The organism is Streptomyces sp. PH9007 (assembly GCF_059813725.1).
The window spans coordinates 2,931,538-2,949,419 of record NZ_CM187440.1; the positions used below are offsets into that span (position 1 = coordinate 2,931,538).

Sequence of the window (17,882 nt, forward strand, 5' to 3'; positions counted from 1 at the left end):
GCCCCTCGCACAAAGGGAGTACGGAGTGCGGCCGTGCCGGGTTGCACGGCCGGCGGCGCTTGTCCCGGCGCCCCCGGCTGGCGAGACTGGGCCGCATGCAGGGGGATCAGGGGCAAGCGCAGCAGCAGGGGCAGGGGCAGGGCCGCAACGAGTTCTCGGGGCGGGCCCGGAATGTGGTCCAGGCCCACACCGTCCATCTGCACGAGAGCGCGCCCCCGGCCCCCGCCGTACCGCGCATGGCACCCGCCGCCCCGACCCGGTTCGTCGTCCGGGAGGAACTGGGCCGTGCGATCACCGAGGCGCTGCGCCCCGGCGCCCGCGTGGTGCTGGCCGGAGGCGGCGGCTACGGCAAGACCGCCATGGCCGGCTGGGCGGCGCGCGGCTTCGAGGGCGCGGTGCTCTGGGCCGAACTGGGACAACAGCCCGGCACGGAACGGATCGTGGCCTCCCTCGCCGGCCTGACCGCCGCCCTCACCGGTGGCCGGGCCCGGACCTACGCCGATGTGCACGCGGCGTCCGGGGCGTTCGGCTCGGCCGTCGCGACGGCGCGCGGGCGGACCCTGCTGGTGGTGGACGACGCCTGGCAGGCGGACGACGTACGGCCGTTCCTGGTCGGCGCCGACGGGCTGACCGTCCTCGTCACCACCCGCCGCCCCGGCCTGGTGGACGGCACGGAGATCCGGGTCGACGCGATGAACGACCACGAGGCGGTCGCCCTCCTCGGCGGCGGCGACCACGCCCCGCTGCTGCCGCTGCTGGACCGGATCGGCCGCTGGCCGCTGGCGCTCGCCATGCTGCGCGGCCTGGTCACCCTGGACGGCATGACCGTCACCGAAGCGGTCGCCGCCCTGATCGGGGAACTGGACGCCGCGGGACCGGCCGCCCTCGACGAGCTGTACGACGACCGGCAGGTACGCGGCATCGCCCGCACCCTGGAGCTGAGCCTGCTGGACCTCCCGGGACCGGACTCCCGCGACCGCTACGTCTCCCTGGCCGCCTTCCCCGAGGGCGAGGTGATCCCGTACTGGCTGCTCGGCCGGCTGTGGGGACTGAACCCGCTGCGCACGAGGAACGAGGCGCGCCGCTTCGTCTCCCGTTCCCTGGCCCAGCTCCCGCACCCCGACGGCCTCCAGATGCACGACCTCCCCAGGGAGACCCTGCGCCGGGCGGAGCCGGAGCGGATGGCGGCGGTCAGCGCCCAACTCCTCGACGCGCTGCGCCCGGCGGACGGCTGGCACGCCCTGCCGGAGCCGGAGCGCGACGTCCTCCAGGGGCTGGCCTACCACCTGCGCCAGGCCGGCCGCCCGGACGAACTCGGCGCACTGCTGCGGGACATGCGCTTCGTGGTCGCCCGGCTGGCGGATCACGGGCCCACGGCCCTGGAGGCGGACCTGGCGATCCACGCGTCGACCCATCCGGAGGACGAGCACGCGCGGGAACTCACCGTGCTCGTCCGCCAGGAGAGCCACCTGCTGACCGGCCCCGGCCTGTCGGCGACCGATGTGGCCGTCACGCTGGACAGCCGGCTGCACGGCCGGCCCCTGACGATGACGCCGGGACCACACATCCCGCTGCGTGCCCGGCACCCCCTGCCGGACCGCGACGACGGCACCCTGCTGCGATCGGTGCCCATCCGTGGCGACGGAGGGTCCGCCGGGTTCATGGAGGCGCACCCGAGCCTGCCGCTGCTGGCCACCGCCGGTTACGGGCCGGCCGTCGCGATCCATGACACGCGCACCTGGCAGGTGACCGGCTCGATCGAGGTCCCGGGCGCGATCATCAGCACCGCCCGCTGGAGCCCGGACGGGCGGTGGCTGGCGCTGCTCGGCGACACGGACCGGTTCACCGAGCGGCCCCGCGCGCAGGATCCGGAGGACGTGGACACCCGTACCGTCGTCTTCGCGCTGTCGGTGGTCGATCCGCACACGGGGGCCGAGCTGGATGTCCTTCCGGTACCGGGCCGCGGGTTGTTCCACAGCACCCCGCCGGAATTCACCTGGGCCCCGGACTCCCGCTCGCTGGCGGTGATCCGGTCGGAGCGCGAGGTGCACCGGTGGGAGCCGGGGTCCGGCAAGGACCCCGACCCGCTGCCCGGCCCGCCCGACGACGACCTCGGCTGGTGGGACACCCTGGACTGGCACCCCACGCACGGCCTGCTCGCCCATACCGCGGGCGAGGGTGACGCCGAAGGGGCGTTGCTGCACTGGACGGATCCGGATACCGGTCGGGCGCCGTCGGTGTGGCGCCATCCGGACTTCCGCGGTAACGGTGCGGGGCTGCGCTGGCGGCCCGGCGGTTCGACGGCGGTGGTGACCGCGCGCGGACAGTGGATGCTGGTGTTCCCCCGTACCCGGCAGGTGTTCACGCATCCGGACAACGCGTGCCGGACGCGGGCCTGGTGGTCACCCGACGGTACGGCCCTGGCAGCTCTCCACGGCCCGTCCGCCGAACTGATCTCGTGGCGGGTGCCGGGCGACACCGAGATCGCCCGGGGCGCGGCACCGCACCGCGTGCCGGGCGGGGTCCAGCCCGGCAACTTCGTCGCGATCAACGAGAACATCGTCTGGCAGCCGGACCGTACGGCGATCGCCACCGCGCTGGACCGCAAGACGCTCAAACTCTGGCGGCCGATGACCTCGCGTGTCGCGGAACGCCCCCCGGCCGGCCACGGACTGTGGCGCGCGGCATGGCGCCCCGACGGCCGGGCGCTGGCCGTGCGGGACGGCGGTGGCGCGTGGCGCACGACCGAACGCGGCCTTCCGCTGACGGGGCTCCCGGCACGGTCCGATCCGCCCTCCTGGGTCCCCCGGGATCCGCAGCGGAACGTCGGCGAGACCTTGCGGGAGCTGGGTGAGGCACGGGAGTGGGAGTCGGCCCACGGCCGCACCGTGCTGGTCGAATACGCCCCCGGCGAGCGTGCCTACGCCGTGGCGCGCTGGATGGAGCCCCTGCGGGTGGTCTCCACCGACCTCGGCGCGCACACGCTCCCCCTCCCCGAGGACACCTGGCGCTGGGCCGCGCTCTGCTTCACCCCCGGCGGGGAGCGGGTCATCGCCGCCGGCCGCCGGGGGGAGTACACGCGCCTGACCCAGTGGTCGCTGACCGACGCCGCACCGGAGACCTCCGCGACGCACTGGGTCGCGGACCACTCCGCCCCGGTCACGCCGCCGATCGAGCACATCCGGCGCATCACCGCCGACGACACCCACCTGGCGCTGATCGCCAATCCGCGCCTGATCGGGCTGTTCGACCTGGCCACCCTGCGTCCGCTGTGCTGGCTGCGGACGAACTCCCCCGTGCACGACGCGGCGTTCTCGCCGTCCGGCGAGGAGTTGGCCGTCGTCGGCGAGGCTGGCCCGTACCTCTTCTCCGTCTCCCCCTGACCCCGGCGCCGGCCCCCGTCCGGCCCGCCCCCCGACGGGCCGGTTCGCGGGCGTACCTGCGTACGTGATCCGACACCCGCAACCTAGCCGCAGCCACTGACAATCGGCGGTGGCGCGAGCGGCCCGCCCGGGTAAGGGTGGGGGGAACCGACCAGGAGGGGGAGAACATGCTGGAGGAACTGATCATCGCCGGGGGTGCCACCGTCGTCGGGGCGATGGCCACCGAGGGGTGGCAGGTGGCCCGGGACGGGGTGGTGCGGCTGTTCCGGCGGGGCGGTGCGAGCGAGGAGGAGGAAGCCTCGCAGGTGCGGGGGCAGTTGGACCGGGGCGCCGCACGCGTGGCCAGGGCCGGGGACACCGATGAGGCGCGGGCGCGGCTCGCCCCGCTCTGGCAGGACGAGTTCGAGGATCTGCTGCGCCGGCATCCGGAGGCCGCCGAGGAGTTGCGGGAGCTGATCGGGGAGATCTCGGCGGCGCTGACCGCCGACCAGCGCGACCGGGTCGCCGCCGACATCCGCGGCCAGGTGCAGCACGTCACCACGTACGACAACAGCAGCGCCTACGTGTCGCAGGGCGGCGACGTCCACGTGTACCACCGCGACGAGCGGTGAGCCGCCAGGTCTTCCACGTCGAGAGCGGCTACGGCTACGGGGTGGTCGGCGCCGACCTGCACGTCTTCGCCGACCGGGGCCCGGTGTACCTGCTGGCGGAGTACCGGTCCACCGCCCTCCCGGCCGGCCGCCGCGTACCACCGGGGCAGCCGAGCCGGCTGCTCAACTCCCGCTACGAGGTGGTCGACTTCACCGGCCGGGAGCGCGAGCGGGCCGCTCTGGCCGGCTGGCGTGACACGGACGAGGAGTTGTCCGTGCTGTGGCTGCACGGCCCCGGCGGGCAGGGCAAGTCCCGGCTGGCCGCCCAGGTCGCCACCGAGAGCGCGGCGGCCGGCTGGAAGGTGGTCACCGCGACCCACGGCCCGGGCAGCATCGTGCCCTCCCCCGGCAGCCACGACGTACGCCCCGGGCCGGGCGCCCGCGGCCTGCTGCTCATCGTCGACTACGCCGACCGCTGGCCACTCACCCACCTCACCTGGCTGCTCAGCAACAAACTGCTGGACCTGCCCCTGCCCACCCGGGTGTTGCTGCTGGCGCGCTCCGCGTCCGCCTGGCCGGCCGTGCGCGGGGCGCTGGAGGGGGGCGAGCGGTGGGCCGAGACCCGGGACCTGGCGCTGGAGCCGGTGGACGAGGGGCGGGAGGCGATGTTCCGTACCGCCCGGGACTGCTTCGCCGCCCGTTACGGGCTCCGGGACCCCGGCGCGGTCGAGCCGCCCGGCCCGCTGGACGGACCGGAGTTCGGGCTGGTGCTGGCGCTGCACATGGCCGCGCTGGTGGCCGTGGACGCGTACACCCGCGCCGATGAGCTGACGCCCCCGCGGGACATGGCGGGGCTGTCCGCGTACCTCCTGCACCGCGAAGCGGCCCACTGGCGCCGCCGGTACGAGAACCACCGCGAGGGTCTCGACCACCCGACGCCGCCCGGCGAGCTGCGGCGAGCGGTGTTCACGGCCGTGCTGACCGGCGCGACCCCGCACGCGGACGGCGTCGCGGCCCTGGGCCGGCTCGGCTTCGGTACGGAGTCGGCCGGCCGGCTGCTGGATGATCACCGCGCCTGCTATCCGCCGGGGGAGCCGGGAGCCGTCCTCGAACCGCTGTACCCGGACCGGCTGGCCGAGGACTTTCTGGCGCTCACCCTCCCCGGCCACCCGGTCGGCGGCGAACCCGGGGAGCCCTGGGCGCGGGACGCGGTGCGGGGGTTGCTGGCCCGCGACCCGGCGGGTGCCGCACCGGGGTACGCGGGGCGGGCGCTCACCTTCCTGGCCGCCGCCGCGACGCCGCGCCGCTGGCCGCACGTGGCCGGGGTACTGGCGGAACTCCTCGGCGCCGACCCGGCGCTGGCCGTCGACGCGGGCGGCGCCGCCCTCGGGGCGCTGGCCGAGGTCGAGCTGGCCGCGCCGGTGCTGGAGGCCGTGGGCGGCACGCTGCCCGAGCTGGGGCAGCTCGATCTCGACGCGGGCATCGCACCGTTCGCCGAACGGCTGAGCACGGTACGGCTGGCCGCCGCCGGGACTCCCCGCGAGCGGGCCCTGGTCTTTCAGGAGCTGGGTTTCCGGCTGGCGCGGGCGGGCCGGCGCGAGGAGGCCCTGACCGCCAGCCGCCGGGCGGTGGAGGAGCTGAGACAGACGGCGGACCCGGGCGCCGACCCGGCCGGGCTGGCCGCGGCGCTGGGGCAGCTGGCCGAACAGGCGGGCCGGGCGGGACGCCAGGCCGAGAGCGTACGGGCGGCGCGGGAGGCCGTCGCGCTGCACCGGCGGCTGACCCGTGCGGATCCGGTGATGTACGAACCCGAACTCGCCGTCTCGCTCTCGCAGCTGGGCCAGGGACTGCTGCGCCAGCGGCGCGGCCGGGAGGCGCTGGCCACCATGGAACGGGCGGTGGGCACCTTTCAGCGGCTGGCCGCCTCGGACCCCTCGGAGTACGAGCCCGCGCTGGCGATCTCCCTGGGCAACCTCGGCGCCCTGCTGTGGAGTCACCGGCGGTGGGCGGACGGGCGGCAGGCCGTCGAGCGGGCGGTGGACATCCTGCGGCAGCGGATGGCGCGCGGCCCGTCCGGCGGCGGGCTGGGCCGCGCGCTGACGGTGGAGGAGTCCGACCTGGCGGCGCTGCTCAGCAACCTCGCGGTGATGCGCTGGTCGGCCGGGCAGCGCCCGCAGGGGGTGGCCGCCGCCGAGGAATCGGCCGGCATCCTCCGGCGGGCGGCCGAGGTCAACCCGGCCGCGTTCGAACCCGAACTGGCCCGGGTGCTGCACGATCTGAGCCGCTTCCTGCCCGAGTCCGGCCGCTGGCGGGACGGCCTGAACGCCGGCGACGAAGCGGTCACGCTCTACCGGCGGCGGCTCGCGCAGACCGCCGAGGACACCACCAGCCCCCGGCCGTACGAGGCCGAACTGGCCCGGTCGCTGCGGCGGTCCGCGTGGTCCCGGATCCACGCGGGGCACGAACCGGCCGTGGCGCGCGCGGCGGCGGACGAGGCGATCGGGTACTACCGGCGGCTGGTCGGGGTGCGGTCCTCCTGGTTCGGTGACGATCTGCGGGACGCGCTCAAGGCCCGGCAGGCGGCCGAGGACCGGGCCGCCGGGATCCCCGTCGAACCGGCCCCGCGGACCTGGATGGCGGAGGAGCACTGGGTGGTGCTGCTCAACCAGGACGAGATCTGGCAGGACGCCCAGAACAACCGCTACCGCCTCGACAGCATGTCCCCTGCCTACTGCGGCAATGTCGCCCGGTTCGTCCTGCGGCAGGCCGACGAGATCGTGCATCTGCTCGTCGAGCACCTGGGCATCGCGCCCGACGCCCTCGGCCTGCGCCAGGAGGAGCGGGCGACGGTCTGGCTGGAACGCCAGCCGCTGCTCGTCGCGCTGCGCCGCCGCGCCCGTGGGCTCGACGCCCGGCCGGCGCACTGCCACTGCGGCTACCCGGTCCAGCCGGACTGGCACCACGAGCACTGCTACCCGGGGATCGTCGTGGACTGACCTCCACCGGCCCCGACGGACCGGGCGCGCCGGCCGGTGCGCGCCGCCTGGCCATCCGCTGCGCGCCGACGGGCCGACGGGCCGGCGCGCCGGCCGGTCAGCGGTGGTACGCCGGGGCCGGGCCGCGCAGGGTGTGCCAGACGGCGTCGATGCGGTCCAGGGCCTCGGCCGGCAGCGGGCCGCGCCCGGCCGACGTGATGTTGGCGCGCAGCTGACCGGGCGTGGAGGCGCCGATCAGCACCCCGGTGACCAGCGGCCGGTCCACCAGCCAGCGCAGCGCCAGTTCGGGCAACGGGATACCGAGCCCGTCCGCGACCACCGTCAGTTCGGTGACAGCGGCGAACAACCGCTGGTCCCAGTACCGCTCGCGGTACAGCGCCGCCAGCCGCGAGTCCCGGAACCTTCCGTGCTCCGGCGGCTCCCCGAACCGGTGCCGCCCGGTCAGCAGCCCGCCGCCCAGCGGGTTGTAGACGATGGTGGCGATCCCGGCCGACGCGGCGTACTCCGCGTACTCCTCCTCGATGCGCCGCGCGACGAGGTTGTACAGCGACTGCGAGACCCCCGGGACGGGGGCGCCGCGCAGCCGTGCCTCGGCGCGGAGTTCGGCGATGCGCCAGGCGGAGTGGTTGGAGACACCGACCTCCCCGATGAGGCCCTCCGCCGCCAGTGCCGCGAGGGCGTCCAGGGTCTCGCCGATCGCCGTCTCCCGGTCCGGCTTGTGCAGGTAGAAGAGGTCGAGGCGGTCGGTGCGCAGCCGCCGCAGGCTGCCCTCGACGCTGCGCCGCAGCGCGCCGGCGGACAGCGGGGCGGCCCCGGCGGCGTCCTCGTGCGGCATCCCCGCCTTGGAGGCGACCGCGAACCGCTCGCGGCGCCCGCCGGCCGCCAGCAGTGCGCCCAGCATCTCCTCGCAGGCCCCGCCCGCGTACACGTTGGCGGTGTCCAGCTGGGTGATGCCGGCTTCCTCGGCGAGATCGAGCATGGCGGCGGCACCGGCCGCGTCGACGGTGTCGCCGAAGGTCATGGTGCCGAGCACCAGTTCAGCGGGCATGGGCGGGAGCTCCTTCGGTGAACGGGGTGCGCGGGGCCCTCGCCGGGCGGTACATCATGCGGCAGAGAATATCCGCGCAACGGCAGAAATCGGCGGTCATCACCCGGTGCCCGTGGACACGAGGCCCGTGCTGGCGCGGGTTCGGCGGCGCGCGGGCGAGGAGAACATCAACACCTTCGGCGGCTGGGTCGCGCGATGACAGCGGGCGGCACCCCTCCCCCGGGGTGCCGCCCGCTGTCCCGGGTCCGCCGGCCTGAACCCGCCCGCCCCCGGTACGGCGGGGGCGGACGTCCGGCGGACCCGGAGCCGGTGACCGGATCAGACCCCGGCCGTCTCCTTCACCGCCGGGGCCGGCTCCGGCGCGGTGCCGCCCTCGCGCAGGCCGATCCGGGCGTGGACCCTGCGCAGCGGGCCCGGCGCGTACCAGTTCCAGCGGCCCAGCAGGCGCATCGAGGCCGGCACCAGCACGCCGCGCACCACCACGGCGTCCAGCAGGATCGCCAGCCCGCTGCCCAGGCCGAACATCTGCATGAAGCTGATCTGCGAGGTGCCGAACGCGAAGAAGCTCACCGCGAGCAGCAGGGCCGCGGCCGTGACGATGCGGCCGGTGTGCCCGAGGCCGTCGGCGACGGCCGTCTCGTTGTCCGCGCCGGCGTCGTGGAGTTCCCTGATCCGGCTGGTGATGAACACCTCGTAGTCCATCGACAGGCCGAAGGCGATGCAGAACATCAGCACCGTCATGGCGACTTCCATCGGCTGCGGGGTGAAGCCGAGCAGCGAGGACAGGTTGCCGTCCTGGAAGATCCAGGTCATCACGCCGAGGGTGGCGCCCAGGGTGATCATGTTGAGGACCAGGGCGCGCAGCGGCTGCACGACGCTGCCGGTGAACAGGAACAGCAGGATGAAGGTGGTGACGGCGATCAGGCCCAGGGCGAGCGGGATCCGTTCGCCGATGGAGTCCTTGGAGTCGATGAGCGCCGCGTCCGAGCCGCCGACCAGCGGCTGGGACCCGTCCGGGCCGTTCACCGCGCGGACCTCCCTGACCAGGTCCTGCGCGGCGTCGGACGCCGGGGCCAGCCCGCTCACCAGGGTGATCCGTTCCGCGTCGGGCCGGCCGAGACCGGGGTTGCCGGGGGCCGTGGCCGCGGACTCCCCGTCGGTGAAGGTGCCCGCGCTGGTCTCGACCCGGACGACGCCCGGCAGCGCGGACAGTTCGACCGCGTACGCGGCCAGTTCGTCCTGACCCACGCCCCGGTCGATGACGACGTGCACGGCGGCGTCGTCGTTGCCGTCGAAGTCGTTCCGCAGCGCCTCGGATACCTGACGGCTCTCGGCGCCGGTGGGCAGCACCCGCTCGTCGGGGACGCCGAAGGTGATGCCGAGCAGCGGGGCCGTGGCCGCCACCAGCACCGCGAGGACCGGCAGCGCGGTGAGTACCGGACGGCGCATGACGGTACGGGCCAGCCGCCCCCACAGCGAGCCGCCCGCGTCGCGGACCCCCGCCTTAGCCCAGGGCATCCGGCCCTTGTTCACCCGGTGCCCCAGGACCATGAACAGCGCCGGCATGACGAACAGGGTGCTGACGGCCGCGATGACCACGACCCCGACGCCGGCGTACCCGATCGAGCGCAGGAAGTACTGCGGGAAGACCAGCAGGGTGCCCAGCGCCGCCGCCACCGTCGCGGCGGAGAACGCGACGGTCCGGCCCGCCGTGGAGACCGTCTGCCGCACGGCGTCCTCGACCCGGGCCCCGGCGGCGAGTTGCTCGCGGAACCGGCTGGTCATCAGCAGCGCGTAGTCGACGCCCAGGCCAAGACCCAGTGCGGTCGTCAGGTTGGTCGCGGAGATCGACACCTCGGTGATCGAGCCGAGGACCGCCAGCTGCGCGAACGTTCCTGCGATGGCGATGACCACGATGACCAGCGGCAGCAGGGCCGCGACGACGCTGCCGAAGACGACCAGGAGCAGCAGGAGCACCAGCGGAACGGCGATGATCTCGGCCAGGATGAGGTCGTCGACCACCTGCGTGGACATGTCGGAGCCCACGGCGGCGCCGCCCCCGGCGCGTACGGTCAGCGTGCCGTCGTACGTGCCGGTGTAGGTGTCGATGACGGCGTCGGTGTTCTCCTCGAGTTCCATCTCGTCGCCCGCCACATGGACGAGGACGATGGCGCCCTTGCCGTCCCGCGAGCGCAGGTCCGGGCTGCCGGTGTCCCAGTAGGAGACGATGTTGGCGAGGTGCTCCTCCGCGCGCAGTTCGGCCAGGAGCGCCTCGCCGCTCTCCCTGGCGGCCGGGTCGTCGACGCCCTCCGGGGCGCCGACCAGCAGGATCAGATTGGTGCCGCCGCCGAATTTCTCCTCGATGAGCTCCCCGGCGCGGGTGGAGGAGGACGCCGGATCGTCGAACCCGCCGCCCCGCAGCTTCTCGAACGCGCCGCCGCCCACGGCGCCCATCACGAGCACGGCCACGAAGGCGGCGATGAGTACGAGCCGGGGCCGGCGGATCGCCAGCTCGGCTATACGGTCAAACACGTACATTCTCCTTAAAAACGCGCAGGGTGAAGCGGGATACGGCAGCGGGGTGACTGCGGGGAAGCCGACAGGGTGCTCCGCGGGGGCACTTCGCCCTGATCACAGGCGGGTGCGGTGACGCACTCCTCGTCGCCGGCACGACGTTAGTGAGCCCGGCACGGATGCGGGAGTGTCAGATTTGCCTGACACCCCCGCACGTTTGTCACCCGGCGGGAGCGGCATAGGGTCGCCGCATGCCGGCAGACGACGACGCGAAGCCCCCGCTCTCCCTGCGCGAGAGGCGGCGGGCCACCGCCACCCGGGAAATCCTGGAGACCGCCGAGCGCCAGATCATCCGGAAGGGGCCGGAAGGTCTGTCCCTGCGCGGGATCGCCCGCGATCTCCGGATGAGCGTGCAGTCGCTCTACCACTACTTCCCCAACCGGGACGCCCTCATCACCGGGCTCATCACCAAGACCTACGACGATCTGGGCGACGCCGTGCGGGACGCCGTGGACGCCGTGCCGGACGGCGAGGTCGTGGCCCGCGTGCTGGCCGGCATCGAGGGCTACCGGCGGTGGTCCCTCACCCACCCCGAGCTGTTCCAACTGCTGTACGGGACACCGCTGCGCGGCTACTCGGCGCCGCCGGACGGGCCGACCACCCAGGCGGTGCGCCGGATCAGCGCGACCTTCGAGCACGAACTGTTCGGCGGCTTCACCCCCGAACAGCTCGCCGCGGCCGACGTCCCGCCGCTCTCACCCGAACTCCGCGCCCACCTGAACCTGCTGGGGGCGGGCGTCCTGCCGACCCCCGCGACATCGCTGCTGCTCAGCATGTGGGGGCACATGCACGGGCTCATCGTCCTGGAGGTGTTCGGCCACACCGCGTTCGTGGGCCCGGAGCACCAGGCGGAGATCTTCCGCATGTCGATGCGCACGATGGTGGAGGACACCTACCGCCGGATCGCTTCACCCGGAGGGTGAGCCGGCGCGCCCCGGGATCGCACGCGCTGCCCCTGGTCACGGGCTGCGTCGGGCCGGCGGACGGCGGTGCGGCGGCCGTCCGCGCCCGAGGTGCGCGGTGCGCACGGAGAACGCCCGGCCCGGCCGCGTACCGCCGGCCCGCGCGGGCCCGTGGCACCTGCCGGGCTTTCGGCGCGGCGATCGGTCGACCTACCCGTGGTGACACGCACCCGTGTCGTCATGGGCGGGCCGGCCGCTAACCCTCCCGGTGGCTGTCCCGGGTTCCGGGGAGTTCGCGGAAGCCCGCCGACACGTACGTGGCGACGGCCGCGGTGTTGGCGGTCGGGGTGCACACCAGTGCGCTGGAGGAGCCGAGTTCGCGCAGGGCCACCGCCGCGGCCACGGCAATCGCCCGGCCGTGGCCGCGCCCGCGGTGGTCGCGGTGGGTGCCCAGCGGCTCCAGCAGACCGGGCCGCCCCGGCCCTGCCGACCAGACCGTCACCGTCGCGACGGCCGCGCCCCGTTCGTCGTACGCGACCAGGCAGCGGGCGTCCGCGTACGGCACTCCGGCCGCCATCGCGTGCCAGCGCTGGTCCGTGAAGGTCGAGCTGTCGAAGGACGCCCGTTGCACGGCGACCCGGTCACCGACCCGTTCCGGCCGGACCACCTCGATCCGTACGCCGGGGTCCGGCACCGGCCCGGTGAGGTCGTGGCGCAGTGGCGTCCACGGTTCGCCGGCGTGCCAGCCCCGTTCGGCCAGCAGGTCGTGGACCGGGGAGTCCATCGGGGCCTCGACGTCCGCCGTCCCGGGGCCGAGCACGCCCCGTTCCGGGCGCGTCACGTCGTCGACCAGCCGCCGCGCCAACTCCTCGTCGCGGCGCACATCGGGGGCGGTGGTCACCCGGAACAGCCGGGGCCCGTCCAGCAGTCCGACGGCGAGGATCCGTCCGCCCCGGCTCCAGGTGCGGACCGCGGCGGCCGTCGCCCGGGCCCCGAACCGCCAGAACCAGCCCAGGTCCCCGGGGTGCAGCTGGATCGGCTGCCCGTCGTCCTGCCACTGCCGCAGCGCGTCCACGGCCTCGGTCAGTCCGTCGGTCTCCGGCGTGCGCAAGGCGATCGTCATGGGCCTCATCACAGCGCACCGGCGCGGCGGTCCGCACCCGGTTTACCCGCCGGTGGTCCTCAGGGGGAGCCGGTCCCGCCCGTGGCGCCCCGCGACGTGGCGTGGAGGGTGCCCAGCAGGGTCAGGGCCTGCGCGGCGGCGGAACCGGGAGCAGCCTGGTAGATGATCAACTGCCGGCCGGGGGTCTCGCGCACGTCGAACGCGTGGTAGGTCAGGGTCAGCGGGCCGACGTCCGGGTGGTGGAGGTGCTTGGCCGCCCGGGTCTTGCCCCGGACGGTGTGGGCGTTCCACAGTCGGCTGAACTCCGGGCTGCGGCTCGTCAGTTCGCGGACGAGGGCGCGCAGGCGCGGATGGTCGGGATCGGGTCCCGCGGCCTGGCGCAGGTGGCCCGCGAGCGCTTCGGCCGTGGCGTCCCAGCGGGTGTAGAAGTCCCGCCCCGCCGGGTCGAGGAACGCCATCCGGGCCAGGTTGTCCGGCTGTCCGAAGGGGGAGTGCAGGGCCTGGGCCAGGGCGTTGGCCGCCAGGATGTCCAGGGTGTGGCTGATGACGAACGCGGGGGCGCCGGGGTAGCCGTCGATGAGGTCGCGCAGCGCGGGGGCGACCCGTTCCTCGGCGGGCCGCGTGAACCGGTGACCCGGTGTGGTGCCGGCCAGCAGGTGCAGGTGTGCGCGGGCGTCGGTGTCCAGCCGCAGGGCGTCGCCGAGCGCGTCGAGGATCTGGGCGGAGGGGTGGCGTTCGCGGCCCTGTTCCAGGCGGGCGTAGTAGTCGGCGTTCACCCCGGCCAGGACGGCGACCTCTTCGCGGCGCAGTCCGGGCACCCGGCGCTGCCCGTAGCTCGGCATGCCCACGTCCTGCGGGCCCAGGCCGGCCCGGCGTGCCCGCAGGAAGTCGCCCAGGTGATTGCCGGATCCGGAAGGGGACGGGGACGAGGGGCGCGGGGCCCCGGACGGGGAACGGTCGCCGGTCATGTTCTCCAGGCTAGGCCGCCCCGCCCGGCGCCGCCTGGGTGTGCCGCACCCCGGCAACGACCGTCCTGGCCGGCACCGCCCGCCCACCCCAGGCTGGGCCGTGACAGCCAGCGAAGGGAGTCCGGCATGACGGACCACACAAGCGTGGTCGGCCTGTGGGTGACCGCCGACGGTCACATCCGCCAGGAGTTGCGGGCCGACGGCCGGTACGAGGAGGCCCGCGGCGGGCGCCGCGGCGCGTACACCGGCCGCTACACGGTGACCGGTGACCACATCGACTACGTCGACGACACCGGGTTCACGGCGACCGGCGACATCCGGGGCGGCGTGCTGTACCACGAGCACCTCGTCCTCCACCGGGAGAGGACGACGCGATGACCCGCACAACGGCCAAGGTGGTGGCGGTCACCGGCGCGAGCAGCGGGATCGGCGAGGCGACCGCCCGGCGGCTGGCCGCCGACGGGCACCGGGTGTTCCTGGGCGCCCGGCGCACCGACCGGCTCGCCGCGCTCACCGAGGAGATCAACGCGGCGGGGGGAACCGCCGCGTACCGGCCGCTCGATGTCACGGACGCCGCGTCCGTACGGGACTTCGTCTCCGGCGCCCATACCCGTTTCGGGCGGCTGGATGTCCTGGTGAACAACGCCGGGGTGATGCCGCTGTCGCCCCTGGACGCGCTGCGCACCGACGAGTGGGACCGCATGATCGATGTGAATCTGCGCGGCGTGCTGCACGGCATCGCCGCCGCGCTGCCGCTGATGCGGGAGCAGGAGGGCGGCGGGCATCTCGTCAACGTCGCCTCGGTCGGGGCGTACGAGGTCTCGCCGACCGCCGCCGTGTACTGCGCGACCAAGTTCGCGGTGCGGGCGATCTCCGAGGGGCTGCGCCAGGAGTCGGGCGGGCGGGTGCGGGTCACGCTGGTCTCTCCCGGGGTGACCGAGTCGGAGCTGGCGGACGGCATCTCCGATCCGGTCGCCCGGGCGGCCATGGCGGCGTACCGGGCGGTGGCGTTGCCGGCCTCGGCCGTCGCGGACGCGATCGGGTACGCCGTGGCCCAGCCGCGCGAGGTCGATGTCAATGAGATCGTCGTGCGTCCCGTGGGGAGTGCCCAGTGAGTGATCGTCTCGCGGCGCTGGAGCGCCGGCTCGGGGTGCTGGAGGACAAGGAGGCGGTGCGCGCGCTGCTGATGCGGGGGTGGCGGGCGCTGGATCGCGGGGACTGGGAGACGTGGAGCGCCTGCTGGGCCGAGGACGCGGTGCTGGAGTTCGGGCCGTGGGGGGAGATCCGCGGGCGGGACGCGATCCGGGCGCGGGTGGAGGAGGCGGAGTCGCCGTACGCCGCCATGCAGCACCACATCCTCAACCTGCACGTGGAGGTGGGCGGGGGCGCGGCGGGCGACCGGGCGACGGGGATCGGCTACATGTGGTTCGTCGCGGTCGGCGGGCCCGCTCCGGGGGCGGCCGCGGCCCCGTACGCGATGGGTGGCCCGTACGACTGGGAGTTCCGCCGTGATCCCGGGCGCGGCTGGCTGGTGGCGCGCCAGCGGCTCGGCGTCCACTGGACGGACGGAGAGGATCCATTGCGCGCCTTTGAGTGAAGTCCTCGTCTTTTGTGCGCAAAGGGTTGACGGTGTGCAGGGGGCACCGTAGCGTCTCGGCCGTTTATTGAGACGATTCAATCATCGGTCGTGGAAGGGACGTTCCCATGAGACCGTACGGAAGAACGCGAGCCGTCGCCGTCACGGCGGCGCTCGTCGGCGGATTGCTGGCGGGTGCCGCCGGGCCCGGGGCCGCAGCCCCGGGCTCCGGCTCAGGCGCCGGCTCCGCCGCCCTCCAACTGGAGGAGCTGGACCGGGGCCTGGTGGCCGTCGCCACCGACGAGGGCGTGTTCCTCAGCTGGCGGCTGCTCGGCCACGAGGTGACCGGGGCCGGGGAGAACGGCATGACCGGCGCCGACTTCCGGGTGTACCGGGACGGCGAGGCCATCGCCACCGTCACCGACAGCACCAACTTCCTCGACCCGGACGGACAGGACGGCGCCTCGTACCGGGTCGCCGCCCTCGTCGGCGGCACCGAGGTGGATCGCAGCGACGCCGTCTCCCCCTGGTCCGAGGGCTACTACGACATCCCGCTGCGCAAGCCCGCCGACGGCGTGACCCCGGCCGGCGAGGCGTACACGTACCGCGCCAACGACATGAGCGTCGGCGACGTGGACGGCGACGGCCAGTACGAGTTCATCGTCAAGTGGGACCCGTCCAACTCCAAGGACGTCTCCCAGGTCGGCTACACCGGCAATGTCTACATCGACACCTACCGCTTCGACGGCACCCTCCTGCACCGTATCGACCTGGGCGTCAACATCCGGGCGGGCGCCCACTACACCCAGTTCCTGGTGTACGACTTCGACGGTGACGGCCGCTCGGAGATGATGTTCAAGACCGCGCCGGGCACCAAGATCACCCGGTACGGGAAGGACGGCCGCGCCCTCTCCACGAAGTACATCACCATGCCCCGCGAGGACGTTCGCGCCGGTTACGGGCACGGTGACGACTACCGGATGAGCGCCGAGGACTACGCCGAGCACCTCGCCGGCATCTTCCGGGGCTGGCACGAGCACCCCGAGGTCGTCGCCGGGAACTGGCCGGCCACCGTCGAGGAGGCGCTGGGCGCCGAGGACGAGTTCAGCCACAGCTACCCGCTGTCGGCCGCCGACGCCGCCGAACTCACCGACTACTTCATCGATGTCTACGCCCCCTCGCGCAGCGCCAACAACCGGCTGCGGAACTTCGAGGGCTTCATCGTCGACGGGCCCGAGTACCTGACCGTCTTCAACGGCCTGACCGGCGCCGAGCTGCAGACCATCGCGTACAAGCCCGGCCGTCACGACGACGGGCTCATGTGGGGCGACTACGCGATGAACCGCATCGAGCCGGGGAACCGGGTCGACCGCTTCCTGTCCGGCGTCGCGTACCTCGACGGCACGCACCCCTCCGCCGTGTTCGCCCGCGGCTACTACACCCGCTCCACCGTCGTCGCCTACCGCTGGGACGGCCACCGGCTGACCGAGGACTGGTACGTGGACAGCGGCTGGACCCCGATGTCCAACCCGTTCAACGACGGCCCGCACGGCGTCGAGGGCACCGACCCCGAGTACGGCACCCTCACCACCCAGGGCTTCCACTCGCTGTCCGTGGCCGATGTGGACGGCGACGGCAAGCAGGAGATCGTCTACGGTTCGGCGACCCTGGACCACGACGGCTCGCTGCTCTACAGCTCCTACGACTTCGGCCCGCCGGAGTCCAGCGTCCCGGGCGAGTACGTGAAGCTGGGCCACGGTGACGCCATGCACGTCGCCGACATCGACCCGGACCGCCCCGGCCTGGAGATCTACACCGTCCACGAGGGCGGGCCGTGGGCCCCGTACGGGTACGCGCTGCGCGACGCCGCCACCGGCGAGGTGCTGTACGGCGGTTACACCGGCGTGGACACCGGGCGCGGCATGATCGGGGACATCGACCCCTCCCGCCCCGGTCTGGAGACGTGGGGTTCGGGGATCGGGCTGTGGAGCGCCGGCGGTGAGCGGCTGGGCTCGCAGACCCCCGGCACCAACATGAGCATCCGCTGGTCCGGCGACATGACCACGCAGCTGGTCGACGGCGCGATCGATGTCACCCCGACCATCGAGGACTGGCAGCGCGGCACGCTGCTGACCGCCACCGGCACCCTCACCAACAACCACACCAAGGGCAACCCGTCCCTGGTGGCCGACATCTTCGGCGACTGGCGCGAGGAACTGCTGGTGCGGACCGAGGACAGTTCGGCGATCCGTGTCTACACGAGCACGGAGGTCACCGACCGCAAGCTGTACACCCTGATGCACGACCCGCAGTACCGGGTGGACGTGGCGCGTCAGCAGACCACCTACAACCAGCCGTCCTACCCCAGCTTCTACTTCGCCTCCGACACCGACTGGGCGGACGTCCCGGTGCCGGACTACGTGACGCCGGGCGGGGTGAGCGCGCTGAAGGACGCGCTGGACGGGTTCGTCCGGGCCGGGGACGTCGACCGGGTGACCGGGATCCTGCTGTCGGTGCCGCTGCTGGTGGCCAAGGTGCAGTGGGAGCAGGCCGGCAGCGCGCGGGGCGCGGTGGCGGCGCTGGAGTCGTTCGCGTGGCAGCTGGAGAAGGCGCCGAAGCGTTCGGTGTCGGACGGCGCGCGGGCCGCGCTGGGCCATCGGGCGCAGGTGCTGATCAGCCAGTTGCGGTGATGAACGTCTGAAATTCATGGCGCGCCGGAGCC

The 17,882-nt window shown here is 73.9% G+C and carries 12 protein-coding genes; 8 read left to right on the forward strand and 4 right to left on the reverse strand.

The annotated features are described in order from the left end of the window. The first annotated feature begins 95 nt into the window (after window positions 1-95). The 3 genes from ACTFAP_RS13360 to ACTFAP_RS13370 all read left to right on the forward strand — a co-directional run bounded on the left by ACTFAP_RS13360 (window position 96) and on the right by ACTFAP_RS13370 (window position 6,969). A complete protein-coding gene (locus ACTFAP_RS13360) occupies window positions 96-3,383 on the forward strand; it encodes a hypothetical protein (RefSeq protein WP_500469185.1) in 3,288 nt (1,095 codons plus the stop codon). A gap of 167 nt (window positions 3,384-3,550) precedes the next feature. Further along, window positions 3,551-3,994, forward strand: coding sequence for a hypothetical protein (locus ACTFAP_RS13365; RefSeq protein ID WP_500469186.1), 444 nt, complete (start codon window positions 3,551-3,553; stop codon window positions 3,992-3,994). After that, entirely contained in the window at window positions 3,991-6,969 is a 2,979-nt protein-coding gene (locus tag ACTFAP_RS13370; protein ID WP_500469187.1) for a hypothetical protein, read from the forward strand. Before ACTFAP_RS13365 ends, ACTFAP_RS13370 begins: the two co-directional genes overlap by 4 nt. A 97-nt stretch (window positions 6,970-7,066) precedes the next feature. On the opposite strand, the gene ACTFAP_RS13375 is transcribed toward ACTFAP_RS13370, so the two are convergent. Together ACTFAP_RS13375 and ACTFAP_RS13380 are read right to left on the reverse strand one after the other, a co-directional pair. Further along, entirely contained in the window at window positions 7,067-8,017 is a 951-nt protein-coding gene (locus ACTFAP_RS13375; protein WP_500469189.1) for an aldo/keto reductase, read from the reverse strand. 318 nt (window positions 8,018-8,335) lie between these two features. Further along, window positions 8,336-10,555, reverse strand: a complete 2,220-nt coding sequence (locus ACTFAP_RS13380) for an MMPL family transporter (RefSeq protein ID WP_500469191.1) — start codon at window positions 10,553-10,555, stop codon at window positions 8,336-8,338. Window positions 10,556-10,782: 227 nt separating this feature from the next. On the opposite strand from ACTFAP_RS13380, the gene ACTFAP_RS13385 reads away from it, so the two are divergent. Continuing rightward, window positions 10,783-11,514 (forward strand): TetR/AcrR family transcriptional regulator, encoded by a 732-nt coding sequence (locus tag ACTFAP_RS13385; protein WP_500469192.1) that lies wholly within the window; start codon window positions 10,783-10,785, stop codon window positions 11,512-11,514. A 235-nt stretch (window positions 11,515-11,749) separates the two neighbouring features. Here ACTFAP_RS13385 and ACTFAP_RS13390 read toward each other — a convergent pair whose 3' ends face one another. Beyond that, window positions 11,750-12,616: a GNAT family N-acetyltransferase gene (locus ACTFAP_RS13390; RefSeq protein WP_500469194.1), complete on the reverse strand. Its 867-nt coding sequence runs from the start codon at window positions 12,614-12,616 to the stop codon at window positions 11,750-11,752. Window positions 12,617-12,675: 59 nt separating this feature from the next. Then, complete coding sequence (locus ACTFAP_RS13395) at window positions 12,676-13,584, reverse strand: helix-turn-helix transcriptional regulator (RefSeq protein ID WP_500469196.1); 909 nt, start codon at window positions 13,582-13,584, stop codon at window positions 12,676-12,678. 126 nt (window positions 13,585-13,710) lie between these two features. Here ACTFAP_RS13395 and ACTFAP_RS13400 point away from each other — a divergent pair, with 126 nt between their 5' ends. The 4 genes from ACTFAP_RS13400 to ACTFAP_RS13415 all read left to right on the forward strand — a co-directional run bounded on the left by ACTFAP_RS13400 (window position 13,711) and on the right by ACTFAP_RS13415 (window position 17,850). Next, window positions 13,711-13,962, forward strand: a complete 252-nt coding sequence (locus tag ACTFAP_RS13400) for an Atu4866 domain-containing protein (RefSeq protein WP_030732250.1) — start codon at window positions 13,711-13,713, stop codon at window positions 13,960-13,962. Further along, window positions 13,959-14,699, forward strand: coding sequence for an SDR family oxidoreductase (locus ACTFAP_RS13405; RefSeq protein WP_400011462.1), 741 nt, complete (start codon window positions 13,959-13,961; stop codon window positions 14,697-14,699). The genes ACTFAP_RS13400 and ACTFAP_RS13405 overlap by 4 nt, the downstream gene beginning before the upstream one ends. Then, window positions 14,696-15,181, forward strand: a complete 486-nt coding sequence (locus tag ACTFAP_RS13410) for a nuclear transport factor 2 family protein (protein ID WP_400011463.1) — start codon at window positions 14,696-14,698, stop codon at window positions 15,179-15,181. Before ACTFAP_RS13405 ends, ACTFAP_RS13410 begins: the two co-directional genes overlap by 4 nt. Before the next feature lie 107 nt (window positions 15,182-15,288). Next, window positions 15,289-17,850 (forward strand): rhamnogalacturonan lyase, encoded by a 2,562-nt coding sequence (locus ACTFAP_RS13415; protein WP_500469198.1) that lies wholly within the window; start codon window positions 15,289-15,291, stop codon window positions 17,848-17,850. Window positions 17,851-17,882 lie beyond the last annotated feature (32 nt).